Source organism: uncultured Roseobacter sp. (genome assembly GCF_947495275.1).
Classification (GTDB): domain Bacteria; phylum Pseudomonadota; class Alphaproteobacteria; order Rhodobacterales; family Rhodobacteraceae; genus Roseobacter.
In genome coordinates, this window is the sequence record NZ_CANLYL010000004.1 from 366,940 (window position 1) to 393,422 (window position 26,483).

At 57.7% G+C, this 26,483-nt stretch carries 23 protein-coding genes; 8 read left to right on the top strand and 15 right to left on the bottom strand.

From position 1 onward, the window contains the following. Window positions 1–19: 19 nt before the first annotated feature. The 6 genes from Q0802_RS10780 to Q0802_RS10805 form a co-directional block, all read right to left on the bottom strand. Entirely contained in the window at window positions 20–964 is a 945-nt protein-coding gene (locus tag Q0802_RS10780) for an ABC transporter permease (protein ID WP_298917703.1), read from the bottom strand. Then, complete coding sequence (locus Q0802_RS10785; protein WP_298917705.1) at window positions 961–1,899, bottom strand: ABC transporter permease; 939 nt, start codon at window positions 1,897–1,899, stop codon at window positions 961–963. The genes Q0802_RS10780 and Q0802_RS10785 overlap by 4 nt, the downstream gene beginning before the upstream one ends. A gap of 1 nt (window position 1,900) precedes the next feature. Next, window positions 1,901–3,376 (bottom strand): sugar ABC transporter ATP-binding protein, encoded by a 1,476-nt coding sequence (locus Q0802_RS10790; protein WP_298917707.1) that lies wholly within the window; start codon window positions 3,374–3,376, stop codon window positions 1,901–1,903. A 23-nt stretch (window positions 3,377–3,399) separates the two neighbouring features. Further along, window positions 3,400–4,416 carry an ABC transporter substrate-binding protein gene (locus tag Q0802_RS10795; protein ID WP_298917709.1) on the bottom strand — a complete coding sequence of 339 codons (1,017 nt, stop codon included), beginning with the start codon at window positions 4,414–4,416 and terminating at the stop codon, window positions 3,400–3,402. Between the two features lie 170 nt (window positions 4,417–4,586). Beyond that, window positions 4,587–5,324: a response regulator transcription factor gene (locus Q0802_RS10800; RefSeq protein ID WP_298917711.1), complete on the bottom strand. Its 738-nt coding sequence runs from the start codon at window positions 5,322–5,324 to the stop codon at window positions 4,587–4,589. After that, window positions 5,321–6,643, bottom strand: a complete 1,323-nt coding sequence (locus tag Q0802_RS10805) for an ATP-binding protein (RefSeq protein ID WP_298917713.1) — start codon at window positions 6,641–6,643, stop codon at window positions 5,321–5,323. Before Q0802_RS10805 ends, Q0802_RS10800 begins: the two co-directional genes overlap by 4 nt. A 206-nt stretch (window positions 6,644–6,849) precedes the next feature. Here Q0802_RS10805 and Q0802_RS10810 point away from each other — a divergent pair, with 206 nt between their 5' ends. Beyond that, window positions 6,850–7,740 (top strand): SMP-30/gluconolactonase/LRE family protein, encoded by an 891-nt coding sequence (locus Q0802_RS10810; RefSeq protein ID WP_298917715.1) that lies wholly within the window; start codon window positions 6,850–6,852, stop codon window positions 7,738–7,740. 328 nt (window positions 7,741–8,068) lie between these two features. Further along, complete coding sequence (locus Q0802_RS10815) at window positions 8,069–11,245, top strand: PAS domain-containing protein (protein WP_298917717.1); 3,177 nt, start codon at window positions 8,069–8,071, stop codon at window positions 11,243–11,245. A 171-nt stretch (window positions 11,246–11,416) separates the two neighbouring features. On the opposite strand, the gene Q0802_RS10820 is transcribed toward Q0802_RS10815, so the two are convergent. Then, window positions 11,417–12,544, bottom strand: a complete 1,128-nt coding sequence (locus tag Q0802_RS10820; RefSeq protein ID WP_298917719.1) for an amidohydrolase — start codon at window positions 12,542–12,544, stop codon at window positions 11,417–11,419. Then, on the bottom strand, window positions 12,537–13,556 hold the full coding sequence (locus Q0802_RS10825; RefSeq protein WP_298917721.1) for a pyridoxal-phosphate dependent enzyme: 1,020 nt from the start codon (window positions 13,554–13,556) through the stop codon (window positions 12,537–12,539). The genes Q0802_RS10820 and Q0802_RS10825 overlap by 8 nt, the downstream gene beginning before the upstream one ends. Window positions 13,557–13,639: 83 nt before the next feature. Here Q0802_RS10825 and Q0802_RS10830 point away from each other — a divergent pair, with 83 nt between their 5' ends. The 3 genes from Q0802_RS10830 (at window position 13,640) to Q0802_RS10840 (ending at window position 16,200) form a co-directional block, all read left to right on the top strand. Next, window positions 13,640–14,116, top strand: coding sequence for an Lrp/AsnC family transcriptional regulator (locus Q0802_RS10830; RefSeq protein ID WP_298917723.1), 477 nt, complete (start codon window positions 13,640–13,642; stop codon window positions 14,114–14,116). A 173-nt stretch (window positions 14,117–14,289) separates the two neighbouring features. Continuing rightward, entirely contained in the window at window positions 14,290–15,174 is an 885-nt protein-coding gene (locus Q0802_RS10835; protein WP_298917727.1) for a bifunctional 5,10-methylenetetrahydrofolate dehydrogenase/5,10-methenyltetrahydrofolate cyclohydrolase, read from the top strand. Between the two features lie 3 nt (window positions 15,175–15,177). Next, on the top strand, window positions 15,178–16,200 hold the full coding sequence (locus tag Q0802_RS10840; RefSeq protein ID WP_298917730.1) for a helix-turn-helix domain-containing protein: 1,023 nt from the start codon (window positions 15,178–15,180) through the stop codon (window positions 16,198–16,200). Window positions 16,201–16,202: 2 nt separating this feature from the next. Here Q0802_RS10840 and Q0802_RS10845 read toward each other — a convergent pair whose 3' ends face one another. Continuing rightward, window positions 16,203–17,048 (bottom strand): DMT family transporter, encoded by an 846-nt coding sequence (locus Q0802_RS10845; RefSeq protein ID WP_298917737.1) that lies wholly within the window; start codon window positions 17,046–17,048, stop codon window positions 16,203–16,205. A 253-nt stretch (window positions 17,049–17,301) separates the two neighbouring features. On the opposite strand from Q0802_RS10845, the gene Q0802_RS10850 reads away from it, so the two are divergent. Genes Q0802_RS10850 through Q0802_RS10860 form a run of 3 tightly spaced genes read left to right on the top strand, consistent with a single transcriptional unit; the run spans window position 17,302 to window position 20,470 of the window. Then, the gene (locus tag Q0802_RS10850; RefSeq protein WP_298917739.1) at window positions 17,302–19,683 is read left to right on the top strand and encodes an aminomethyltransferase family protein; all 2,382 of its coding nucleotides are present in this window, start codon (window positions 17,302–17,304) and stop codon (window positions 19,681–19,683) included. Next, window positions 19,680–20,081: a group II truncated hemoglobin gene (locus tag Q0802_RS10855; protein ID WP_298917742.1), complete on the top strand. Its 402-nt coding sequence runs from the start codon at window positions 19,680–19,682 to the stop codon at window positions 20,079–20,081. Before Q0802_RS10850 ends, Q0802_RS10855 begins: the two co-directional genes overlap by 4 nt. Further along, entirely contained in the window at window positions 20,078–20,470 is a 393-nt protein-coding gene (locus Q0802_RS10860) for a hypothetical protein (RefSeq protein WP_298917744.1), read from the top strand. Before Q0802_RS10855 ends, Q0802_RS10860 begins: the two co-directional genes overlap by 4 nt. Here Q0802_RS10860 and Q0802_RS10865 read toward each other — a convergent pair. The 6 genes from Q0802_RS10865 to Q0802_RS10890 form a co-directional block, all read right to left on the bottom strand. Further along, the gene (locus Q0802_RS10865) at window positions 20,451–20,603 is read right to left on the bottom strand and encodes a hypothetical protein (protein ID WP_298917746.1); all 153 of its coding nucleotides are present in this window, start codon (window positions 20,601–20,603) and stop codon (window positions 20,451–20,453) included. The genes Q0802_RS10860 and Q0802_RS10865 overlap by 20 nt on opposite strands. A gap of 72 nt (window positions 20,604–20,675) precedes the next feature. Beyond that, window positions 20,676–22,010, bottom strand: a complete 1,335-nt coding sequence (locus tag Q0802_RS10870; protein WP_298917748.1) for an NAD(P)/FAD-dependent oxidoreductase — start codon at window positions 22,008–22,010, stop codon at window positions 20,676–20,678. 78 nt (window positions 22,011–22,088) lie between these two features. After that, the gene (gene glnT / locus Q0802_RS10875) at window positions 22,089–23,417 is read right to left on the bottom strand and encodes a type III glutamate--ammonia ligase (RefSeq protein WP_298917751.1); all 1,329 of its coding nucleotides are present in this window, start codon (window positions 23,415–23,417) and stop codon (window positions 22,089–22,091) included. A gap of 60 nt (window positions 23,418–23,477) precedes the next feature. Continuing rightward, window positions 23,478–24,821, bottom strand: a complete 1,344-nt coding sequence (locus tag Q0802_RS10880) for an FMN-binding glutamate synthase family protein (protein ID WP_298917754.1) — start codon at window positions 24,819–24,821, stop codon at window positions 23,478–23,480. An 11-nt stretch (window positions 24,822–24,832) separates the two neighbouring features. Continuing rightward, window positions 24,833–25,510, bottom strand: coding sequence for a GXGXG domain-containing protein (locus Q0802_RS10885; protein WP_298917757.1), 678 nt, complete (start codon window positions 25,508–25,510; stop codon window positions 24,833–24,835). Continuing rightward, complete coding sequence (locus Q0802_RS10890; RefSeq protein WP_298917759.1) at window positions 25,510–26,439, bottom strand: glutamine amidotransferase family protein; 930 nt, start codon at window positions 26,437–26,439, stop codon at window positions 25,510–25,512. Before Q0802_RS10890 ends, Q0802_RS10885 begins: the two co-directional genes overlap by 1 nt. Between the last annotated feature and the right edge of the window lie 44 nt (window positions 26,440–26,483).

Below are 26,483 nucleotides of genomic sequence, written 5' to 3' on the forward strand. Positions count from 1 at the left end.
TCAGGCCGCGAGACCTTTATCAGATCGCGGATTTCCTGCCTGAAATAGCGATGATGCCGACAATGATCGCGCCGGTGACGATCAACCTGTATCCGGCTGACAAACCCAGGGTGTTGAGCATCGAAACCAGAAGGAATATGAAAAGCGATGCCCCCCACAAGCCTGTCAGATTGGCATCGCCACCAGCCACGGAGGTTCCTCCAATGACGACCACTGCGATGGACATGAGCAGGTATTGCTCGCCCATATTCAGGGCGGCGCCACCCGAAAACCCGGCCAGAAAAAAGCCGCAGATGGCGGCCAGCACCGCATACATCAGATAGGTCAGAAACCGCACGCGTTCGACGCGGATGCCTGCCAGTTTGGCGGCTTTCTGGTTTTGCCCCACGGCCAGCACGGACAAACCAAACCGTGTGCGGTGCAAGGTAAAGGCCATTGCGACGCTCAGGATCAGAACCACAATCGTCAGGATCGGGACACCCAGAATTTTACTGACCGCGAAATCGCCCAGAACTTCGGGGGGTTTAACCCTGAGACCGCGGTTCGACCAGATCGCAGTGGATTGGTAGAGGAACGAAGCGGACAGCGTCGCGATGATGGGGGGGATGCGCAAAAGCAGGATCAGCAGGAAATTCAGTGTACCGATCACCAGCCCGACACTCAGCGAGATCAGAAAACCCGGCAGCAGCAGGTTTGGATCGCCGTTCATGAATTTCATTGCCAGCGTGGCCGACAGCGTGATGCAGGCGGGGATCGACAGATCGACATTTCCCGGCCCCAGCGTGATGACAAACATCTGCCCGATGGCGACGATAACGAAGAACGTCCCGAAGGAGGCAGCGGCGGACATCACCTGACCGCCCGCGACAATGCCGGAGACACTCATGATGATCAGCCACATCAAGATTGCGCCGATCCATGCCCAGATCCAGGGCTTTTGGGGCAGGGAGGTCAATGGGCTCATCTGCGCACCTCCCGGGCGCTGATCAGCAGCCGCAAGGCCAGAACGAGGATCAGGATGGCGCCTTGCGCGCCGATCTGCCAATCCGGGTTGAGCCTGAGGAAGCTCAGGAAAGACCCGGCGAGCGCCAGTGTTATGGCCCCGATGACCGCCCCGATCGGTGAAACACGCCCGCCCACGAACTCGCCGCCGCCCAAAATGCCGCCCGCAATGGACAACAGCGTATAGCGCAGCGCAATATTGGCGTCAGCGGAAGTGGTCAACCCCACCAGCGCCATGCCCGACAGTACGCCAAAGAGCCCTGCGAGCGAAAACATCGTGACCTTGACCCGCAACAGCGACCAGCCCGCCCGCGCCACCGATTTGGCGTTGCCACCCGCCCCGCGCAGCACCACACCCGCGGCAGAGCGCATCAGACCCACGTGCACGACAAGCCCGATGACCACCAATGCGATGATCGGGAAGGGTACCAGCGCCGGTTTCAACGTCATCAGCGTGCGGATCCAGCCCGGTGCGGCCCCTCCGGGGGTCGGCAGCACCAGAACCGCGATTCCGGTCCAGACAAAGGACATGCCCAGCGTGACGACGATGGACGGCAGGTTGCGCAGATGGATAAGCGCCCCCAGCGCCCCATAGGCGACGATACAGGCCAGTAGCGCCAGAACGCCCAGCAGTGGGGTCGTGTTCAGCCAGGTTGCGGTGATACAGGCCGTCAAGGAAATGAAAGCCCCCAGTGACAGATCGAGGTCATTCACACAAAGGATGAACATCTGCGCAATTGTCGCCAGTGCGATGGGCACGGCGAGGTTGAGCAGAAGGTTCAGGCCAAAATAGCTCATCGTGCGGGGTTGCAGGTAGAAGATCGCGAGCAACAGGGCCGCAAGCGACAGGCCGGGCAGAAGCGTGCGCAGAAGATTTGGGCTCAGCAGCCGGGTCATGTCAGGCGGTATCCTTTTCAAAGGAATGGCTGAGGATATTTTCCTCCGACAGCATCTCGCCGGAAAGCTCCGCCACGATCCGGCCTTCACGGAATACATAGACGCGGTCGCAATGTTTCAGCTCATCGGTCTCGGTGGTGTACCAGATCAACGCGCGCCCGTTTGCGGCCTCTTGGGTCAGGATTTCGTAAACCTCCTGTTTGGTGCCCACATCGACGCCGCGCATGGGATCATCCATCAAAACGATACGGGCATCCGCACCCAGTGCACGGGCAAAAAGCGCTTTTTGTTGATTGCCACCTGACAGGGACAGAATGTTGTTGGCCATGTCCGGCGTGCGTACCGAAAGGCGTTTTTGCCAGTCCTGTGCTTCCTCTTCGGCCTGACCGAAATCCAGCGAGAGGCCTTTGGTCAGGCGCGTGAGTGAGCCGACAAAGATATTCTGCGTGATCGACCACAGCGGGAACACCCCGTCAGTTTGCCGATCTCCGGCGACGAAGACCGCCTTTTCAGTGGCCGTGATTTTGCCGCGCGCGCCTTGTGACGCTTCGAAGATACGCACCAGCATATCGGTTTGACCATGTCCGCTCAGCCCTGCAAATCCGATGATTTCACCGGGATAGAGTTGTAGATACTGGTCATTCTCTTCGGGCCCGCTCACCAGCGCAGGGCCGTCGCGCCGAGTGCTCTTGCGCCCCCCGAAAGCGTTGTTTTCCGCAAGTACATCGCCCATTTCGCGCACCAGGCGTGGCCGGTCGAAATGGCGCGTTGCATCAACGGCGGCGGTGGCACCGTCCTTCATCACGACAATCTGGTCGGTGGCATCCAGAATTTCACCCAGCAGATGCGAAATCAGGATCACGGTGCCGCCCTTGGCCACAAAACCGCGCACAAAGGCCACCAGTTGTGCGGCGGAGTTCTGGTCCAGCGAGGAGGTCGGCTCATCCAGGATCACAAGTTCGATGCGGGAATTGACGTTTGAAAAGGCGCGCGCAATCTCCACCATTTGGCGCCGCGCGATCGAGAGCGTGCCCACTTCGGCGTCCGGTGAAATGCCATGGCCGGGAAAGATGCGGTCAAGTTCTGCCAGAATGACCTGCCGCGCGGTCTTGCGCCAGCCGATCCCTTTGATTGAGGGGTGAAAAATCCGCAGGTTTTCCGCAACGGTCAGATTGGGACACAACGACAGTTCCTGAAAAACGACCCTGACACCCTGTTCTGCTGCGCGCGCCGGATCATACGTGGCATCAAGCAACGCACCGTTGATCAAGATTTCCCCCTGATCGGGGGATACCACACCCGCGAGCACATTCATCAGCGTCGATTTTCCGGCTCCGTTGTGGCCTACCAGACCCACGCAACACCCACGCGCGGCATCAAAATCCACGCCCGTGAGCGCACGCGCGGCGCCGAAACTCTTTTCGACACCGCGCATTCTGACAAGGGGGAGATGGCCTTGCCGGTCTGGGTCACTCATCTGATCGGTCTGCAAGTTTCGGATTAGTTTCCGGTGATCACCGCAATCGAGTCGTCCAGCGTATATTCGACATTCGCCACACCACCCGCTTGCGTATTGGCGAGGCTTTCTTCGAGCGTGTCCTGCGTGATTTCGAGGAAAGGCACGGTCAGATCCTGCGGGACGGAATTGCCATCAAGAACCTGTTGCGCCACCCAGAACGCCAGTGTGGAGACACCCGGTGCGATGGACACGGACATGGTTTCGTAACCGCTGGCGTCCTTTTGCTCCTTCCACCATGTCAGCTCATCGTGACGATTGCCCATGACGATGATCGGGGTTGGGCGTCCGGCGGCTTTGAACGCCTGTGCCGCACCATAACCGTCACCGCCCTGGGTCACGACGGCCTTGATCTCCGGCAGGCTCGGCAGAATTCCAGCGACCGCCTTTTGCGCGACATCCTGCGCCCAGTCACCATGTACCGAACCCTGAATTTCAAACTGCGCATTCTCTTCGACGCCCGCGTGAATCCCGGCAGAGATTTCATCGTCGACAAAGACACCGGCCAGACCGCGAATTTCCAGCAGGTTGCCGCCATCAGACAGCCGGTCGGCCAGATATTCAACCTGCACCTTGCCCATCTGCTTGAAATCGACAGCGATGCGGTAGGCGCAGGGTTCCGTCACGATACCGTCAAAGGAGACGACCACAACGCCCGCATCGCAGGCCTCCTTGACTGCGCCGTTCAGCCCTTCGGGCGAGGCGGCATTGATCACGATGGCATCATAGCCTTGCAGGATCAGGTTCTGGATTTGCGCGGCCTGCTCCGTCACCTGATTTTCGGCCGTTGTGAAAGCATCCGCCGCTGCAACCACCCCATCGGCAACAGCAGCGCTGCCAACCTTGTCCCAGCTTGTCAGCATCGCCTGCCGCCAGGAATTGCCCGCATAATTGTTGGACAGCGCGATCCGTTTGCCGGAGGTGTCGGCAATCGCGGATGTTGTCGCCATGCTACCCACCGTTGCCAGAATGCACAGTTTTCCAATGGTATTGATCTTCATGTCTTCCTCCCGTCGACATCCATTCGGTGCAAGACATCCCCCGGACGCCCGCGAATGGTTTTTGGTTTGCATTTTCTAATGACGTTATGAAAATGCATGTTTTGCGAAACCCGTGTCTGCGTCGGAACGGTTGCGCATCTCTACAAGCGTGGCTGCGGATACCCGCAAATTCAGCTGTCATAGCGGTTTTTACTGTCCAGCCAGATGCTCAACTGGTCTTCGGCAACGGACATACCTTCGAGGTTCAGCAGCCCGCGTGACAGCGCGATGGCAACGGCGCGTGTCCGGGAATTGAAGGTGGGGCCAATGTCCTCATCCACAATAGTCGGATCAATTCCAAGCTTCTCATAGAGCTGTTTCAGCCGACTCTGCACCGAGCGGGTCGAAATCCCGCGCCGCGCTGCGATGGATTTGTCCGTCATGCCAAGCGCGATATCCAGCAAGACCTCGAATTCGGTATTCGACAGCCCCTCATGAATGTCCTGGGTGCGCTGCTGCACGCCCCTGATTTCGCGGTCGATAATGCATTGATCTTCCTGGAAAACTCCCAAAACGGCGAGGCCAAGGCGATGCTCTGACGCGGTTTTGAGCAGATAGCCGTAGACCGCTTCCTTGGGCACAATCCGCGATATGCCACGTACGTAAGCTTCATCCGAATAATTCGACCAGAAAAGGATGCGCATTTCAGGGTATTTCGCCCAGATCGACGAGGCCGCCGCGATCCCGCTGGCGTTAGGCATCTGCAAATCCATCACAACCCCATGCACATCGTTTTGCATGACCAGATCGACGGCTTCGGTGCCATCCACGGCTTCCAGCAGGGTGTCGCAATCGGGCAGGGCGCTGCGCACGGTATTGGACAGAAACGTGCGGTGAAACGGGTCGTCTTCGGCAATGAGAATGTTCATCCGGTGTCCTCCAGCCGTGACGGGTTTTCGTCGGCGCCCGCAAGATGACGCATCCGGGCCGAAAGATCACCTTCCGGGTCTTCGGCATTCTGATCGTCAAAAACCGACAAGGGGATGGTCAGAATGGTCTGGCTGCCGACGTTTTGCGGAGTGCGTTCAAAAGCGATATCCGCCCCGATCAATGCCGCACGCACCCTGACATTGTTCACACCCCGGTTCGAGCGGCGCCAGCCCTCGGGAGGTTCAATGCCGTCATTGGTGACGGTGATGCGGATCGCCGCGTCCTGCCGGGATAGCGCCACGCTAATCCGGTGGCATTCGGAGTGTTTGACCGCATTTGTGACCGCCTCCTGCACGATGCGAAAGACCGCCAGCCGGATGCGGTACGCCCCCTGATCGAGAAAATCCGCCGTCGTGTCGGTCACATCCGTCGCAATCTCGCGGTCGAGGCCTTGGGTGGAGCGTTTGAGCTGTGCCTCGATGGCTTGCGTCAGGCCAAACAGGTCCAGAACACCCGGTTTGGCGTTCTCGATGATCCCGCGCAATTCGCGCGTGCACCGTGAAATGGCCGCGGACACCTGTCGCAGCTCCTGCGCTTTGGGATGACTATCATCGCTGAGCTTCTCCACCCGGTGATAGATCGCGGAGAGATCGGCCAATGTCTGATCGTGCAATTCCATGCCAAGGCGCTGGCGTTCGGCCTCCATGGCTTCGGTCAGTTTCTGGGCCCCGACGCGCAGCGACTGTTCACGCCCGCGCGCGGCTCCTTCGGCGAGTGCCGCCAGACGGGCCTGTTCGCTCATGTTGAGCGCGTAGATGTAAGGCGAAATCAGATCCGCAATGTTGCGGGCGGTGTCCACATCCTGCGCAGTATAGGCATTTTTCGAATGCGAGGAGATGTTGAGCGCACCCAGCAATTCGCCATGCACGTTCAGAGACACATGGATACGGCTGCGCAGGTTGGCCTCGAATATCGGGGCATCGAAGGACCCGTCGAAATGAAAACGCGAATCCTCCCAGGCATCGCCGGTCGTCAGCACATCCACCTCGCCATTCAGCATCTGGCGGATCGGGGAGAGGGCGTTTTGCTGGTGTTTCCCATTCTGACCCCAGAAGGTTTTTACCCCGGTTTCAATGGCAATATGCATGGATTTGTCGTTCGGCAGGATCACCGCCACATCCATGTGATCATAGTCCAGCAGTTTGGATTTCACCGCACCTGCAATACGGTTGAGTACCTTCTGGAAATCAAGCTCGCCGCCAATTGCCCGCGAAATGGCCAGGTAGTGCTCAAGTCTGATGGCTTCCGGTGCGCGCATGGGGTGGTCCTTTGCGCAAAGGCTAGGGCATTGCCCTTGCTGCGCCAAGCTCGACTTTGAGCCAGCACTTGCACATTTGGGCAGATTTTTCTGCGGATGTCCGCAAGGCAGCATTCGCCGATGCGAACAGGATGCACGGGCACACCCGGTATCTGGCGGTCCTGATCTGCTGGCAGACTGGCGGGCAAAAGCCCTGCGGACACCTTATGACAAACAACGTGCTCGTTCACGACCCGAGATTTCGCGACCTGATCCTGCCCAATGCGGAATTGAAAAAACTGGCGGGCGGCATGCTCTGGACGGAAGGGCCTGCGTATTTTGCGCAAGGCGACTATCTGCTGTGGTCCGACATTCCCAACAACAAGGTCTGGCAATTGGCAGAAGGGCTGGGGAGCCGCGTTTTTGATCACGACGCCAATAACTGCAATGGGCATACCATTGATGCGCAGGGACGTCTGATTTCCTGTGAACATCTGACGCGCTGTGTGACCCGGCGCGAGCATTCCGGCGCGGTGACCGTCCTGGCCAGCGCGCACGCCGGAAAACGGCTGAATTCGCCCAATGATGTTGTGGTGAAATCCGACGGCTCAATCTGGTTCACCGATCCGCCCTACGGCATTCTGAGCGACTATGAAGGCAAAAGGGCCGATCAGGAACAGGACGGATGCTACGTTTACCGTGTGGAGGTCGGCGGCACGCCAACGCCTGTGGCGCTGGATTTCGACAAGCCCAATGGGTTGGCCTTTTCACGCGACGAAAGCCGTCTTTATGTATCGGACACCGGGCTGAGCCACGCAGAGGATGGCCCGCATCACATCCGCGTTTTTGATCTGGATGGTGACCGGTTGACAGGTGGTGAGGTTTTTGCCGAGATTGAGCATGGCGTGTCGGACGGGTTTCGCGTGGATGTTCATGACAACCTCTGGACAAGTACCGGGCGCGGGGTGAGTTGCTATGACCCTCAGGGAGTGCTGCTGGGCGAAATTCTTGTGCCGGAAGTTGTCGCCAATCTGTGTTTCGGCGGGCCGAAGCGAAATCGTCTGTTTATCACGGCAACCACATCTCTCTATGCAATCTACGTGGCGGTGAGCGGCTAAAGCGCTCCTCGACCCGTTTCGCTGGAACAAGTACGCCGACTGCTGCTAAGCACAGGATTAGCGGTGTCGAATTTTCCGGGTTCAAGCCCTTTCAAATCTGATCTGTTTCAGCGATTTTCATATTCTGCGGAACATACGGCGTTGGAGGGAGGTGGTGCCAAAACACGTGCTGGGACCTCTGAAATTCTTATCGTTTCTTGACGGAATTCTAGACATGCGTCCGTCGCCGCATTGACTTTGGACAACCTGAAGTTGCACTATATTGATCACGAGATCAGAATTGACGTCTCCGTAGCATCAGGACCGGCTTTGAGAGGGAGACAGGCCATTGAATATTAACTCAGAATCCTTCGACTCCCAATTTCTGAACGAGGCGCTTGATCCAAACGGCCCCGTGCCGACATGGGTCTTTGATATCGATCAGCACCGTATTATCTGGGCAAATGAAGCCAGTTTGCCCATTTGGCGCGCGACGTCTGTCAGAGATATTCTGGATCGCGATTTTTCGACGGACAGCCAAGTGATCCGCACAAGGCTGGCTGAAATCTATGAAAATGGCAGGGCCGAAGGCACGCAGGAAACCTGGACGCTTCACCCTAATGATATGCCGATCACCGTGGTGTTGAACTTGCGCCCTTTTGCTGTGAAAGGCGGCATCAGGGCATTGAAGATCACCGCGCTCAGGGAGCTGGATTTATCATCGGAACCGGGAACGCTCAGATTGCTGGAGGCGTCGCGGTATACGACCTCACTGGTCAGTCTTTATTCGCTGAACGGGGCCATTCTGGCACAAAACCCCGCATCCGTTGCTTATTGCCGCAAACATGAATTGAACCGCGCACAGGGAAAATCCCTGTCCGAGTATTTTGCTGACAAGACTGTCGCGTCCCGGATCGTCGCGGCTATTGAGAAAGACCTCAGCTTTGAAGCGGACCTTGAGGTGGTCTGTAACGGCTCGGTGCGCGTTCATGCGGTGCTGGCGCGACGCGGGCGCGATCCCGTTGGCGGGGAGCCCGTCATTTCAGTTACCGAACAGGATATTACCGAACGCGCCATGAAGTGGCGTGAATTGTCGGATCGGGCCACTCGGCTTGAGACCGGCATGGCCGAACGTGCCTCCGCGCTGGAGCATGCAAACGCTGAATTGCAGCGCGAAGTGGAGGAGCGCAAGCGGGCAGAGGTTGCCCTGCGGGATCAGATCGTGGTCTTGCAATCCTTCCTGCAGGCCATTCCGGCGCCCGTTTTCTACAAGGACAATCGCGGGCGGTATCTGGATGCAAATGATGCTTTCGCAAAATTCATCGGGGTGGAGAAAACACGCCTCGCTGGACATCGTATTGACGACTTCGTGCCGGCAGAAGTCGCTGAAATCTGCAACAACACCGACGCCAGGGCACGCGAAACGGATCGCGTTTATGAATATGAGCTGTCGCTGACTGACCCAGAGGGCAACCCGCTGGAGTATGTCGTGCACAAGGCGCCCTTCAAGAATAGTCAGAGCAGTGGCATGGGCGTCGTCGGCGTGATGATGGACATCAGCCAACAAAAGCAAAGTGAGGCGGCAATCAAGGACCGCGATCAGCGGTTGTCGGATATTGCCAAGATCACCACGGATCTGTTTTGGGAATTGGATGCCGACCAAAGGTTCTGCTTTATTTCTGACAGATGTGAACAGATTACGGGCGCCCCTCAGGAGGCGTTTCTTGGAAAGCGTCCGGACGAGGTATTCCGCGCATCTTTAGAGCAGAATCCGGCGTTGTGGCAGACCTACTACAAGGCCACTCAAGCGCATGAAGAGCTTGTGGATTTTGTGCATAACCATGAATGCCCGCGATTGGGAACTTGTTATCTGTCTTGCACAGCCCATCCGGTCTTTGACGAAAAGGGCAATTTCGCGGGTTACCGCGGCGCATCAAAGGACGTGACGCAAATCATAAACGCCATGGAAACGCTCAAGGCCAATCAGGCGCATCTCAGCCATGCGCAGCGCATGATGGATCTGGGTGTTCTGGTGTGGCGGGCCAATCAGCAGTCGGCGACCTACCAATCCGATAACATCTCGAAAATCTATGGCATAGCCGATGGCGAAACCTCGGGCTGGGTCATGACCCGCGCGCAGGCAATTGATTTTGTGGCAGAGGATGACAGGACGCGGTACATCAACGCGATAACGCGCGCCGAAGAAGAGCAGTTGGCATATGATATCGAGTTCTCGATCCAGCGCGCTGATGGCCAGATGCGCACGTTGCGCGAGATCGGTGAACCTTCGGGCAATGTGCGGGGGGTCAACGGGCAGATCGTCTCAACGCTTCAGGATGTGACCAATATCAAGATGGCGGAACGGCATCTGCGGCAGGCTCAGAAAATGGAAGCTCTGGGCAAATTGACGGGCGGCATCGCGCATGATTTCAACAACCTTCTGGCGATCGTACAGGGATCAACGGAATTCATGAAAATGAACGGAAATTTCGAAGATGACCTCGCAGATGACATCTTGCATGCCACCTCCCGGGGGGCTGATCTGACCGCGAGTTTGCTGGCCTATGCGCGTAAGCAACCCCTGCATGCGCAGCCAGTGCACTTGGGTGATTTGGCCCGAGGTCTGCGAGACATGTTGCAACGCGCATTAGGGGCTGCCATTGCCGTGGATATCCAGGTCCCGGAAGACCTTTGGCCCGCCTTTGCTGACCCGGGCCGCGTTGAAGATGCCATTCTGAACCTTGCCATCAATGCGCGCGATGCGATGCCAAAAGGCGGGCGTCTGGTGATCACCTGCGAAAACAGACGGATTGACACGTATGATGTTGCGCAAAACCCAGGTGCCATCACCGGCGAATACGCAACGGTGTCGGTCACAGACACAGGGTTTGGCATGAGCGAAGATGTCCAGACCCACGCGATGGAGCCGTTTTATACCACCAAGGCAACGGGTGAGGGCAGTGGGCTGGGCCTCTCGACCATCTATGGATTTGCGCGTCAATCCGGCGGTTTTCTGTCTCTGAGATCGCGCTCTGGTCATGGGACAAGTGTGCGGCTGTTTTTACCCCGTCACATGAGGCCGCTTGAAAGGCAGGCTGCGACGCCTGCGCCATCGGGTGTTTCCTCGAAGCGCACCGGGCAGAATGTCCTGCTGGTAGAGGACAATGATATTGTGCGGCGTGTGACGACGCGGATTCTCATGTCGCTGGGGTACAATGTGGATGGCGTTGCGGATGCCGACGAATTCCATCGCTTTCTGAAATCGGGCAAGCACTTTGATGTTGTTGTCTGTGATGTGATTCTGCCCGGTGGAACAAGTGGGCCGCAACTTATCAATTCGCTACGCAGCACGCAGCCCGATATCCCGGTTATTTTCGTCTCCGGTTATGCGCCAGAGGTGTCGGCAGGCCATGGGTTGGACATCTCCCGGGAGGTGTTGATTGCAAAGCCCTTTACCCGCGAGGCGCTGGGAACAGCGATACGCGAAGCTCTTGAGCAGGCAGAAATCTCGGAAGAGGCTATTTGAGGCTGACCTGAGGTGTCGGCGCGCGATGAATCCACGCGGATCATATGCAGCCAGAAGCGGTTGAAGCCTGCAAATGCGATGTTGTGGCGCCAACTGTTATCTTTGCCGGAGCGTTGGGTCAGGGTGGCATAATGATGGTTGCCACTGAGGATGCCTGACCGTTCAAAGGTGCTAACCGCTGAGAGCGAGGGCCTCCCAGTAGCGGACGCCTGTATCAATGGCACCATCATTAAAGTCATAGCCAGGATTGTGCAGCGGCATCGCATGGGCTCCTTCGGTGCCATTGCCCATCAACATGAAAGCGCCAGGCCGATGCGACAGAAACTCAGCGAAGTCTTCCGAGAAACCGACGCGTCCATAGCTGGCATCAATCTGGCCCGTTGAGGCTGCGGCCATTGCAGCGGTCTGCGTCTCTGCCGGGGAGTTGACAAGCGGGCGAAAAGAGGTCCCGTAATCAATCTCTGCCGTCGCTCCCTGTGCGGCGCAGATGCCGTTGGTGATCTGCGACATTCGGGCTTTGATCAATTGCGAAACCGATGCATCAAACCCGCGGCAGTCGCCGGTCAGCACAACGTTGCTGGCTAGAATGTTGCGCGCACCATCTGTTTCAAACCCGGTGACAGAAACCACGCAGTGCTCCGTGGCGGCGACTGACCTCGCAACGATGGTTTGCAATTGCCCGACGATGGCGGCACCGACCACAATCGGATCGACACCGACCTCTGGCATGGATGCATGACCGCCCTTGCCGGCGATGCGGATTTCGAAATTATCCTCGAAGGCGCAGAACGGGCCGGGTTGCGTCGCAAAATGCCCAACTGGCATGCCGGGCATGTTGTGAAGACCGTAGATCGCAGACATGGGAAAACGTTCGAACAGCCCATCGTCGATCATTGCCATGGCGCCCCTGCCGTTTTCCTCGTCGGGTTGGAAGACGAAATGGACGGTTCGCGTCAGCGCGCTGGACTGGGCCAGCTTCAATGCAGCCCCCAGCAACATCGTGCTGTGCCCGTCGTGCCCGCATCCATGGAATTTACCCTCTTGGGTCGAGCGATGGGCAAATTCGTTCGCTTCGGTGATCGGCAACGCATCCATATCTGCCCGCAGCCCGATCGCCGTCTCCTCGGGACCGCGCCGAAGACTGGCCACGATGCCAATACCGCCCACACCCTGGCTGACCTCAAGCCCCGCGTCTTTCAGCCGATTAGCGATCTTGTCGGATGTCCTTTTGAGGTCAAAACCGGTTTCCGGGTGCGCGTGCAAATCCCGCCGAAAGGACTGCAATTCCGCATCAGACATGATCAACCGCACCTTCGGACAGAATGATCAGCGGATTTTCTGGCGGGTCTTTTTCAAGAAGCAGTGCGCCCAGACCAGCAGCACCAGATGGCGTGCTTTCATAACCCAGCTTGCGCGCAGCTTCCACGCCCGCCATGGCCTGCGCATCCGTTACGATCTCGAAACGGTCTGCGACCTTTGCCAGAATATTTAGTGCCAGCATCGAAGGCGCCTTGCAGTCCAGCCGACCCATGGTGGAGACCGGCCCCTCCACGGTCACCACTTTGCCGGCTTGCGCGCTGCGCTTGAGGCACGGGGCTGCATCGGGTTCGACCACGACGATTTGAGGTTGCTGATCCCATGTTTCGCGGATCATGTAGGCTACGGCTGCCGCAAGCCCTCCGACACCTGCCTGCAAATAGACATGTGAGGGCCATGCGCCGGTCGACTGGAACTCAGTGCGCATCTCTTCGGCCAGCACCGTGTAGCCCTCCATCACCAGCCGGGGCGGTTCGGTGTATCCCGGCCAGGAGCCATCGGCCAGATGAATGGCACCGGAGCGCTCGGCGTCCTCGATAGCGGCTGCCACACTTTCCTCATAGGTCGCGCCGGAGCGTACAACCTCTGCCCCTTTGTCTCGTAGCCTCCCGGCGAAACCTTCCGGAACCGTCGCTGCCAGATGAATGCGGCACCCCGCGCCGAATATCCTGGAGCCGGCCGCGACCGCCAAACCGTGATTACCTGCGCTGGCGCAGACGAAAGTGAGCGCTGCGGCCTTGTCGCGGACCTGATCGGATATGTAATCTGCGGGCGCAATTTTGTGCCCGATGTGATGCTCTATGAGCCGTGCAACAGCGTAAACGCCGCCCAGGGCTTTGAATGCGCCAAGGCCCATGCGCCCTGTTTCATCTTTGATCCAGAGGTTGCGCCCCTCCAGCTGATGATGCGTCAGAGGCGACGCCGCATAGGCGGGGCAGGCAGCAAGAAGTTCGCGAGGGTGCGCAGCGTGAAGCGGCTGTATTTCTGTTATCATGCGTCATACATATCTCCATTTGTTGACTCTGCATCGGCAAAAAAACCAGTATAATGAAAATATTTTGCAAATGAGGGCTTCTGGTGAGAGAAACTATAGACGCCGCCGATGCGACGCTTTTGAATCTGTTGCAGCGCAACGCGCGGCAATCGCTGGATGCACTTGCGGGCCAGACCGGGTTGTCGCCAGCAACTGTGCAGCGCCGGATCAAATCATTGCGGGACCGGAAAATTCTGACGGGTGACATTGCTTTGATTGATCCTGCCAAGGTCGGAACCGGAATGACCTTTGTTGTTATGGTGGAGCTGGAGCGCGAACGCCTCGATCAAATAGATGCGTTTTGCAAGCGCGCGCGGGATGAGCCGATGGTTCAGCAATGCTACTATCTGACCGGCGAGGCTGATTTCTGCTTGATCTGCACGGCATCTGATATGGCCGATTTTGAAGAGCTTACAAAACGGTTGTTTTTCGAGGATTCGAATGTGCGTCGTTTCCGGACATCTGTGGTGATGGGGCGGAAAAAGGTGGGGCTACAGGTCCTGGTCGAGCAGTTCGACTAACTGATTGCTTGCCATGATTTTCGATGCCGAATGCTGTGCCAACAGCGGGAAATCGCCATCGTGATGTTTAATTTTAAGGAATATATATTGAATTTAAGGAAAATATCTCGCAGGGTATGCGCGGGAAATCTGTGGTGGGGTCAACCTGTGTGCGGGAAGTGGGACTAAAGGCAATGAAAGATTCAGCAAGGGCACACGGCGATCTGGTCGGGCAAGAGATTGCTGCGAAGATACTTGATGAATGCGTTGCCTACCGGACGCAGCAGTCCGGCATTGGGAAACTTGTATCGGTCTCGATTGGGCATAATCCGTCTGTCGCCATCTACGTCCGAAACCAGGCGCGCGCAGCCGCACTGGCCGGATTGCCTTTTGACCAACAGGTCTGGAATGGCGAAATCGGGCAGGATGAGGCCAAGCAGCTCATTCAAAGCATGAATGATGACCCGTCAGTGCTTGGGATCATATTGCAAAGACCCGTGCCAGAGCATCTCAATATCAGATCGCTGCAATCGGCCATTCACCCGCTGAAGGATGTGGAGGGTATGAATCCCGCATCAATTGGCAACATTGTCTATTCCGATGTCGCACTGGCCCCGTGTACGGCTGCTGCCAGTGTCGAGTTGATCAAATCCACCGGTCTTGACCTGCAGGGGCTTGAAATTGTGGTGATCGGACATTCGGAAATTGTCGGTAAACCGGCCGCGATGATGTTGATGGCCGAAGGCGCGACGGTGACGGTTTGCCATCACATGACGCGGTCTGTCGCGCTGCATTCAAGGCGGGCGGATGTAGTGGTTGTAGCTGTTGGCATCCCGCATTTTCTGGGGCCGGATATGATCAAACCGGGTGCCGTGGTCATTGACATCGGCATCAACCAGATTGAAGGCTCAGATGGCACGCGGCGTATCGTCGGAGATGTGGATACGGATGCGGTGCGCGAGATTGCCGGCTGGATCACACCGGTACCGGGTGGCGTTGGCCCGGTGACAGTCGCCATATTGATGCGCAATGCGACGGTGGCGCACCAACGGCAGATTGCGGCAGGATGGATGGAGTAGCTCATGGCACGTTTTGAAACAGATTTCCAACCGACCCGTGCCATCCGGCAACCGCTGTCGAAGGGCAATGGGCAGGTCAGCTTCGAGATTTTCATCTCTGCAGGATTTTGCGCGCATGAAGCGACCAGCGTCACCCATACGCTAGCGATCGCAAATGAGGTTGTGGGGCGGGAGATGTTCACCTGGCGCTGCACCTCGGATGTGCCAGGGCTTGTGAATGGGTCGGGCGGCTTCATGCTGCGCGCCGCTCCGGCCATTGATAACCATGGGTTTTCCGATGTGATGATTGTGCTGGGAGGGGCGTGCCGGTCGGCGAAACCATGGCTGGGCCGAGCCCGTCAGATGCAGCGAAAAGCCTTGACCATTGTGGCGCTTTCCGATGCGGCGACGGCCTATATTCAGGCGACAAATGCGCCTTCCGGCAAGGTAACCACCCATTGGCGTGATGCGGCCAGCCTGCGCGAAACCGGATACCATCCTTCGCTGACGGATAATCTGGCGGAGAGTTCCGACGGGATCATTACGGCGGCGGGATCAGGGTCGACGTCTGAGCTGTTGATCGGATTGATTTCGTCGTCATTCGAAACCCGGCAGATCGCGGAGCTGTCCAGCCGGTTGTTATTACCCTCCATTCGCAAAAGCAATGCCGCGCAGCCCAAGAGTATCTCGGGCAATAATAGTATGTTCAACAGTCGGATAGCGGGGATCATTGAACTGATGGAGGAGACAATTTCCGAACCTTTGTGCATGGTTTCCTTGACACAGAAGGTCGGCCTCTCGACCCGTCAGGTCGAACGCCTCTTCCGCGACACGTTCAACCAATCGCCCGCGCGGTTTTATAAACAGCTCCGCACCCGGCAGGCCTGGGCCCTTGTAGAGGAAACTCTGCTGCCGCTTGCAGAGATTGCCGTGGTCACCGGTTTCGGATCGACCAACACGATGTCGCGCGCCGTCAAGGCGGAATTCGGCACGTCGCCATCACAGGCGCGGGCGCGAAAAGATCCCGCGTTGATGAAGTTCGCCTGACCTCAGAGGGCCAGATAACCAATCCCCGCAAAGGCTACGGCGCAGCCAATCCACTGGGCGGATGTCAGGCGTTCGCGTAGCAGCGCCCAGGCTAAAATGACCGTGACCATGCCAAAAACCGAAGACGCAACAGCCGCGTATTGAGGCGAAGGCAGGCTACCGGCTGAGAGAACGCACAGCAGGGCAATGCCATCCAGAATACCCATGACGGCGATGAATGGTACCGCGCTGCGCCCCGGCCAGAATGGTAGCGACAGGATTGGAAAGACCGGTAGCAACAGCAAAATGCTGGTGACACGCGTGATCAGGATGGAGGGTAAATCATCCGCGATCCGTGCCGCTTCGTGGCCGAGAGCAAATGTCGAAAAGAAGCCGAATGCGGCTGCAATTGACAGCAGAATCGTTGGGAGCTTTGGCGGATATTGGGTTTCTGTATCATCGGAGAACACCGACACGATGGCGATCCCGGCCACAACCGCGAAAACAGCCAGCCATTGGAAGAGGGTTACCGTCGCTCCGCCAAGTGCGGCCCAGCCGACCGAGAGAATCGGGTAGCTGCCGATAACGGGGGCGACGATGCGTACCGGGCCGCGATGAAAAGCACCGTAAAGAGAGGTGCTGGCGATCAGGAAGGCAACACCCGCCGCGATTGACAGATAGATGGCTTGTGAGGGCAGGGCGGTGAACCCATCGGTCACCAACATGACCCCTATCTGAAATACCGCGCCGGTGAGCAGCACCCCCAGCAAAGTTGCCATCAATGGTGCGGTTTGGCTGATCTTGCGGATGGTCACGTCGTGGATGCCCCAGCTGAGGGCAGCGATCAATCCAAGGCTCAAAGCGGTCATGTGAAATTCCTAAATGGTGTCATGCCTTTACCAGCGGCGATTGTCGGCGTCACGCCCAGAGTGCCGGGTGTTTGTCGATCCCAGGGAAGTGAGGGTTGTTATGCGCACGGCTGGCAGAGCAAAATGTGCTTATGTCGCCCACAAAATCAGATCGGTTGCGTTATCCTTGCGAGAATTGGAGACCTTGGTTATTCTTATGGTTAAATAATTATTCCACAGATGCAACGTGCTGAGTCGCGGGAGAGAGAGACGGATGCTGGATGACATGTACCCCAAAGTGGTGCCGGGCCCGCCCAAGCCAAGCCGCATCATTCGACCGCGTGTCTTCAGCCTGCCGCCGGGCACAGAACGCTACGTCGTCGAGGGTGGCGGTGCCGTTCTGGTGCGGGTCGAAGCCGGTGACAGGATTTGCGTTGAAAATACCGAAGGCGGGCAGCCTTGCGAGATCGTTTGTGCCGGTCCTCAAGGCAAAGCAGATACCGGATTGTTGAACGCGCCAGCAAATGGCAAGCCTGTTGGCCTGATGGCCCTGTTGTCAGGGTCCGACCAATCCTTGCGCGGTTTGCGAATGGGCGTGGAAGCGCGCGGTATTGATCTGGTAAAGAGCACCGCTCTGAATGTCTTTGACAGTGGCACGCCTGCGGGCACCAAGCAGGAATTTACCGCCACCCGGGAGGGCTTGATCATTGTCGCGGCACCTCATCTGAACCCGACCGGGATGATGAACGCGCAGAGCCAGGACACGGTGACACCCCTGACGCTCTGGTTGACCCGTGCGGTGATCAAATCGACCGCGCGATTTGAACTGCCCGACCCGCTGGCTGATCCCGTCAGTGACATCCGCATCCACACCCAGACTGCCGAGGCCTATTTTGTAAAAGCCGGTGATTACATCCAGATCATTGACGTGGATGGGCGACAATGTACTGATTTTGAATGTTTTTCCGCGCGCAAGCTCGACAAGGGGGTCGAGCATGCATTAGACGTCACCACCACGCGGACCTTGATGGGGCATGCCTATCCCATGCCCGGCCTTCACGCAAAGTACTACGATCAGGAGATGGTGCCGCTGGTTGAGGTCGTGCAGGATACCTGCGGGCGTCATGATGCTTTCGCGCTGGCGTGCTCTGCCAAATACTACGATGACATCGGCTATCCGGGGCATGTGAATTGCTCGGAAAACTTCAACGCGGCGCTGGCCAAGTTTAACGTGTCGGGACGACCGGGCTGGATGGCGATCAATTTCTTTTTCAACACCTTTCTGGATGAACACGGGGTGATGTATTCAGACGAGCCCTGGTCGCGTCCGGGGGATTACGTTTTGCTGCGGGCGCTGACGGATATCGTCTGCGTCTCCTCCGCCTGTCCCGACGATACAACGGCGGCCAATGGCTGGAATCCCACCGATATCCACGTGCGCACCTATTCTGGTGAAGAGAAATTCCAACGGTCGGTTGCCTATCGGCCCACTCCTGATGCGGAACCAAAAATGACAAAACAAACCGGTTTTCATGACAGCTTTGCCCAGCACACGCGCAATTTCGTTGAATACAACGGATATTGGCTGGCCAATTGTTTCGCCGAGGCAGGGCCGATCGAGGAATATTGGGCATGCCGAAAACAAGCGGTTATCATGGATTTGTCGCCGCTGCGTAAATTCGAAATCACCGGCCCCGACGCGGAAGCGCTCTGCCAGTACATTTTCACGCGCAATATGAAGACGTTGGCCGTGGGTGGCGTTGTCTACACGGCCATGTGTTACGAACACGGCGGCATGATCGACGACGGCACGGTTTTCCGTCTGGGCAAGGATAATTTCCGTTGGATCGGTGGCAACGACTACGGCGGTGAATGGATCAGGGAGCAGGCGCAGAAGTTGGGTTTGAGCGTTCTGGTGCGCTCGTCCAGCGATCAGTTGCACAATGTGGCCGTGCAGGGCCCGGAAAGCCGCGATCTGCTGCGCAAGATCGTCTGGACCGCGCCGCATAATCCCGAATTTGACCAGTTGGGATGGTTCCGCTTTACGCCAGCGCGCCTGAACGATGAAAGCGGCACACCCTTTGTGGTCTCGCGTACAGGCTATACCGGCGAGCTGGGCTACGAGGTGATGTGTCATCCCAAGCATGCCGATGAAATCTTTGATGCGATCTGGGAGGCTGGCCGGAACCATGGTCTCAGACCCATGGGCCTCGAAGCGCTCGACATGGTGCGGATCGAGGCCGGGCTGATCTTTGCGGGTTATGATTTCTCAGATCAGACCGACCCTTTCGAGGCCGGGATTGGTTTCACCGTACCGCTTAAATCCAAGGAGGATGATTTCATCGGCCGGGAGGCCCTGATCCGGCGCAAGCAACATCCGGCGCGCAAACTGGTCGGTCTTGATATCGACAGCAATGTGACCGTCGGTCACGGTGATTGTCTGCATGTGGGACGGGCCCAGATCGGCGAGGTGACATCCTCCATGCGCTCGCCGCTATTGGGCAAGAACATTGCCCTTGCGCGCGTGGATGTGGCCCATGCGGATATCGGTACCGAACTTGAGGTGGGCAAACTGGACGGTCACCAGAAACGGCTGCCCGCGCGCATAGTGCCCTTCGCGCATTACGACCCCAAGAAAGAACGACCGCGATCATGACCGGCTCTGTTTTGGAACAAATTGGCGGCGAGCCCGCGTTGCATGAATTGGTGGAGCGATTTTATGATCTCGTGGAGAGCTTGCCGGAAGGCGCGCAGTTGCGGTTCCTGCATATGGAAGGGCACGGGCTAGCGCATACGCGCGTTGAGCAGTTCAATTTCATGTCCGGCTTCATGGGGGGGCGGCAATACTACATGGAAAAACACCGCCACATGAACGTGAAGCAGATTCATGAACATGTGCCCATTCGCCTGGAAGATGCGGAGAACTGGCTCGCTATCATGGATAAGACACTTGCGGGGCTCGGTCATGCAGGCCCCCATATTGACCGGTTGCGGGCAACATTGCGCCGTGTAGCGATGCTCTTGGTCAATGACGGTCAGGTTGCGGGGGCATGAGGCGGCGGTATCTACTGGGCGCAATCTCTTGTCTGACGCTTCTGCCGGCAATCGCCGTTGCACAGGCTGTGAAGCTCAAACCCCATGAAATATCGGCTCTTTTGACCGGCAATACGGCTGTCGGAAAGTGGCAAGGCGTTCGATACCGTCAGTATTTTGCCGCAGATGGCGTGACTCTGTTTGCCCAGCAGGGCATCAGGACGGTACGCGGCAAGTGGCGCGTCGACAGCGGGCGCGAGCAATACCAAAGCCTCTGGCCCAGCGATGCGGCGTGGGAAGGGTGGTTCGTGATGGAATGGGACGGTGATTTCTATTGGGTCAGCAAATCGACGCCACCGACGCCCTTTCGGGTCGAACAGGGGCAAAGGCTCAACTGGCCTGATCAATAGCGACGGCACGTTTTTCCGATACCAGCCATGGGTTGGCCTGCTCTTGCCAGACATCCATCTGGCCGCCCATCACCAAAAGCGCATCGCAGGCGCGCAGATCAGGGATGGTATCGTCGTCAAATAACCGAACCACCGGCCGCTTCGATATGTTTTGAAAATGCGGCCGGCGGTTTCGCAGCGACGTGTTGGAACACCAGCAGATGCATCAGTTTTTCAGGTAGACTTCCAGACTGTCATCCAGCGCATCTTTCCAGGGCGTATGGTGCAGCGGTGCTTTGGTACCGGTAATCACAGAGGTATAGGCATTGTCACGAAACGTCATGATGTTTTGTTTCTTATGACCTTTCCATTCCTTGAAGGCCTGGCAAGCACCTTCGATGTCAAAGCTTGGATAATCGGTCTCCGCGATCAGTTCCTGTGTGTAATCACCCTGATACCAGATGCAGGCATAGTCGTCTTCCAATGCGTCTTCGCGTCGAATTCTGTCGGCAACATCTGCATCCATGGTCGCGGTATCTGGCAGGGCGATCCGGTCTAGCATCACGTCGCGTGCCCACCAGGCCTGTGCGTCAAACATGTTGAAGGTGAACCATTGATCCTGCATGCCGAGATAGAATAGCCGGGGGTTCGGCACATAGGCGACGCCCTTGTAAAGGTCGGCCGTTGCCAACCTGTTGGCCGTCTTGAGACGCAGATCATCGGCCATGAACGGGAAATGGTGTTGGTAGCCGGTACACAGAATGATCGCGTCCACATCCCGGCTGCTGCCATCTTTGAAATGTGCGGTTCGTCCATCCAGATGCGTCAGCAGGGGCAATTCCTGCCAGTTTTCCGGCCAGTCATAGCCCATGGCGGCGGTGCGATGGCTGACGGTGATGCTCCTGCAGCCGTATTTCCAACATTGCGATCCGATGTCTTCTGCCGAGTAGGAGGTGCCAATGATCAGAATATCCTGCCCGTTGAACTCCACCGCATCACGGAAATCATGCGCATGCAGCACGCGGCCGGGGAATTTGTCGAACCCATCGAAGGAAGGCACGTTTGGCGTGCTGAAATGGCCCGTGGCGCAGACGACGAAGTCGAACGCTTCGCAATAAAGCCGGTCGCCCGGCAGGTCCCTGACCGTCACCTGAAACTTATGACCGTCAAACCTCACGTCCTTCACGGCGGTTTCAAAGCGTATCCAGTCACGAACACGCGCTTTATTCACGCGGCCTTCGATATAATCAAGCAGAACGGCCCGGGGCGGATAGCTGGCGATCTGTTTGCCAAAATGTTCCTCAAAGGAATAATCCGCGAATTCCAATCCTTCTTTTGGACCGTTGGACCAAAGATAGCGGTACATTGAGCCATGTACCGGCTCGCCGTATTGATCCAGGCCCGTGCGCCATGTGTAATTCCAAAGCCCGCCCCAGTCGGATTGTTTTTCGAAACAGACGATTTCCGGGATCTCTGCGCCTTTTTCGCGGGCCGACTGAAAAGCCCGCAATTGTGCCAATCCGGAAGGACCGGCCCCTAAAACAGCAACGCGTTTTGTCATATTCATACCCCTCTAAAAGGAAATGCCAGCGCGATGATCGCAGCACTGGCATTGCAACGTTTCAGGTCTCGTCTGGCATCAGATATCCAGCGTGTTGTCACGTTCCCACTGACTGAAGTGAGAAACATAGGAATTCCATTCCTGCATCTTCATTTTCAGATATGCCGCGCTGAATTCCGCGCCCATAGCCGCCTTGAGACCCTTGTCCTTGTCATATTCCCGCAGGGCATCGAGCAGGTTCAAAGGCAGCTTCGGCGCGCCGCGCACCTTGTGGCCTTCGGCATACATATCAATGTCATAGCGCTTGCCCGGATCCGCTTTGGCGCGAATGCCCGAGAGACCTGCCGCGATGATCACGGCCTGCAGCAGATAGGGGTTGGCCGCGCCATCGGGCAGGCGCAACTCGAACCGACCGGGGCCGGGGACGCGCACCATATGGGTGCGGTTGTTGCCGGTCCAGGTCACGGTATTGGGGGCCCAGGTCGCCCCGGACATGGTGCGCGGCGCGTTGATGCGCTTGTAGCTGTTGACGGTCGGGTTGGTGATCGCCGCCAACGCACTGGCGTGCTTCATGATACCGCCAAGGAAATGTTTGCCCCGCTCGGACAGGCCCAATTCGCCGGTCTGGCCTTCGCCTTCGCCCGCAAAGATGTTGGCTTTGGCCTTGTCGCCCGGCGCGTCCCAGACCGAGATATGCGCGTGGCAGCCATTACCGGTCAGCCCTTCGATCGGCTTGGGCATGAAAGTGGCGCGGAACCCGTGCTTTTCCGCCACGGATTTGGTCATGAACTTGAAAAAGCTGTGTTTGTCGGCCGTGCGCAATGCGTCATCAAATTCCCAGTTCATCTCGAACTGGCCATTCGCATCCTCATGGTCGTTCTGATAGGGGCCCCAGCCCAGATCGAGCATGTAATCGCAAATCTCGCGCACCACATCGTAGCGCCGCATCACGGCCTGTTGGTCATAGCAGGGCTTCTCTGCGGTATCGAATGGATCGCTGATCTGGTCGCCCTCGGGGGTCAGCAGAAAATACTCCGCCTCGATCCCGGTCTTGACGTGCAGCCCTTCGTCGGCGGCCTCGTCAATCAGGCGGCGTAGCACGTTCCGCGGGGCTTGCGCCACGTCCTCGTCTTCCATCACGCAATTGCCCGCGACCCAGGCAACTTCTGGCTTCCATGGCAGCTGGATAACGGAACCTGGGTCCGGTACGGCCAGCATATCGGGATGTGCGGGCGTCATGTCCAGCCATGTGGCGAAACCGGCAAAACCTGCGCCATCTTCCTGCATATCTGCAATCGCCTGCGCCGGGACCAGTTTGGCGCGCTGCCCGCCAAAGAGATCGGTGAAGGAGATCATGAAGTATTTCACGCCGTTGTCTTTGGCGAATTTTGCGAGGTCAGTCGTCATTGGTGTTTCCCTGTTCGTCAAAAAGTGAGGGCGCGTGCCATGACGACCGCGCCCTTCGTGTTAGTAGGATGTTCCGGGCTTACCGGGGTACCAGTCAGTGCCCGCCAAGGGGATTTTGGCCATGGCTGCCGCCTCCATCGTCAGCGCGCAGAGATCTTCGGGCTCCAGATTATGCAAGTGGTTCTTTCCGCAGGCACGCGCAATGGTCTGGGCCTCCAGCGTCATCACCTTGAGATAGTTGTTGAGGCGCCGACCCCCTTCGATCGGATCGAAACGGGCCATCAGGTCAGGATCCTGCGTGGTGATGCCAGCGGGGTCGCGCCCTTCGTGCCAGTCATCGTAGGCCCCGGCAGTGGTGCCAAGTTCATTGTACTCAGCCTCCCAGCGCGGGTCGTTGTCCCCCAGCGCAATCAGGGCTGCGGTGCCAATGGCCACGGCATCCGCCCCCAGAGCCATGCATTTGGCAACATCCGCGCCGTGCCGGATACCACCGGAGACAACAAGCTGCACTTCGCGGTGCATGCCCATGTCCTGCAACGCCCGAACCGCCTCGCGGATGCAGGCCAGGATGGGTTGGCCGACATGTTCGATAAACACGTCCTGCGTTGCCGCCGTGCCGCCCTGCATCCCGTCAAGAACAACCACATCAGCACCCGCCTTGATCGCCAGCGTGGTATCGAAATAGGGGCGCGCGCCGCCAACCTTGATGTAGATGGGCTTTTCCCAATTGGTGATTTCGCGCAACTCAAGGATCTTGATTTCCAGATCATCGGGCCCGGTCCAGTCAGGGTGGCGGCAGGCCGAACGTTGGTCGATGCCCTTTGGCAGATTGCGCATTTCGGCCACTCGGTCGGAGATTTTTTGACCAAGCAGCATGCCGCCACCGCCCGGTTTCGCCCCCTGACCGACGACGATTTCAATTGCATCACAGCGGCGCAGGTCATCGGGGTTCATACCATAGCGCGACGGCAGATACTGGTAGACCAGCTTGTTGGAATGGCCGCGTTCCTCTTCGGTCATGCCGCCGTCGCCGGTCGTCGTCGATGTGCCTGCAAGCGTCGCACCCCGCCCCAGAGCCTCCTTGGCGGGCCCTGATAACGCCCCGAATGACATGCCTGCGATAGTGACGGGAATATCGAGCTGAATAGGGTTTTTTGCAAAACGCGTGCCCAGTGTCACCGATGTTTCGCATTTCTCGCGGTAGCCTTCGAGCGGATAGCGCGAAATGGATGCACCGAGAAACAGCAGGTCGTCAAAATGCGGGACCTTGCGTTTCGCACCGCCGCCGCGAATGTCATAGATGCCGGTGGCCGCGGCACGCCGAATTTCCGCATTTACCGGGTTCGAGAAGGTTGCGGATTGAACGGGAACCGTGCGCGGTACACCATTGTGGTCGTCTTTCATCACGTGTCCCTTTAGTATGCGTTGTCGATGTTGAAATTGTAGAGTTTGCGCGCCGATCCATAGCGTTTGAACTCTTCGGGTTTGGCGTCACACCCCCCCCGTTCAAGCAGGTCCGCCAACAGAGTGAGGTGTTCAGGGCGCATCTCCTTTTCAACGCAATCAGCGCCGAGGGATTTGACCGAACCGCGTACAAAAAGCCGCGCCTCATAGAGGGAATCTCCCAATGCGTCGCCCGCGTTCCCGCAAACCACAAGATTGCCCGATTGCGCCATGAACGCCGACATGTGACCGATGTTGCCATGCACAATGATGTCGATGCCTTTCATCGAAATGCCACAGCGTGACGAGGCATTCCCCTTGATCACCAGCGTGCCACCATTTCCGGTGGCCCCGGCATATTGTGACGCATCACCTTCGATCACCACGGTGCCCGACATCATGTTTTCCGCAACACCCGGACCGGCAGAGCCATGCACATGCACGGTCGCCTGTTTGTTCATGCCCGCGCAATAATATCCGGTGGACCCTTTGACGTTCACTTCAATGGGCGCGTCCAATCCGACAGCAATTGCGTGGCTGCCTTTGGGGTTGACGATTTCCCAAGCGGTCTGGTTGGTGTCCGTGGATTGTGCGTGCAGAGTGGCATTCAATTCGCGCAGGCCTTGCGCTTCTAGGTCAAAAACTTGCATCAGGCGGCTTTCTCGTGAGCGGTTGGCGCAGTGGTGTGAGACCAGAAATAAACCGTCGCCGGTTCAGGTTCCCAGACGCGGGCATCGTCGATCCCGGGCAGGCTGACCAGGGCGCGATACTCGGACCCGAAAGCCACATATTGATCGGTTTCTGCCATCACCGCAGGTTTGCAGGCGATCGGATCACGCACTACGCCAAAGCCATCCTTGGTGCCGACCACAAAGGTGAAGAATCCGTCAAGATCATCCAGGCTGGATTCCAGCGCCTGCCCAAGTGTTGCACCCTCCCTCATTTTCCAGGTCAGGTAGGCCGCGCCGACTTCCGTGTCGTTCTCGGTCTCGATGTGAACCCCTTCGCGGCGCAGCTTGCGGCGCAGGGAGTTATGATTGGACAGCGATCCGTTGTGGACAAGGCACTGGTCGAGTCCAGTGTTGAAAGGGTGCGCGCCCATTGTCGTCACAGCTGATTCCGTGGCCATCCGTGTGTGCCCAATGCCATGTGATCCAGACATGCCGCGCAGATCGAACCGGTCTGCGACATCTTTTGGCAGACCCACTTCCTTATAGATTTCAAGGGATTCGCCCCGGCTCATGATCCGAATCTTTGGTCGCTTTTCCGCCAGAACGGCACGTGCCGCATCCAGCTGAGCGCCCTGGATTTCCAGGACCGCATGGGTGTCCTTGATCGTCATTGCCGTGGTTGTGCTAAGGGCTTCGTTCAGGATCGCGTCCAACCCGGCGAAATCCACCTCTGGCGTGTCTGACTGAACCGTCAGCTTTGCGTTCCCATTCGCGCCGCCGGCATAAATTGCGATGCCTGCACTGTCTGGTCCGCGGTCCGTCATGGTGATCAGCATGTCGGTCATCAGATCGCCCAGACGCGGTTCCAGCGATTTGTCCTTGAGAAATAGTCCAACGATCCCACACATCAGAGCGGTCCTTTCAATCGAGGTCGGTTCAGTTGAGTCGCAGG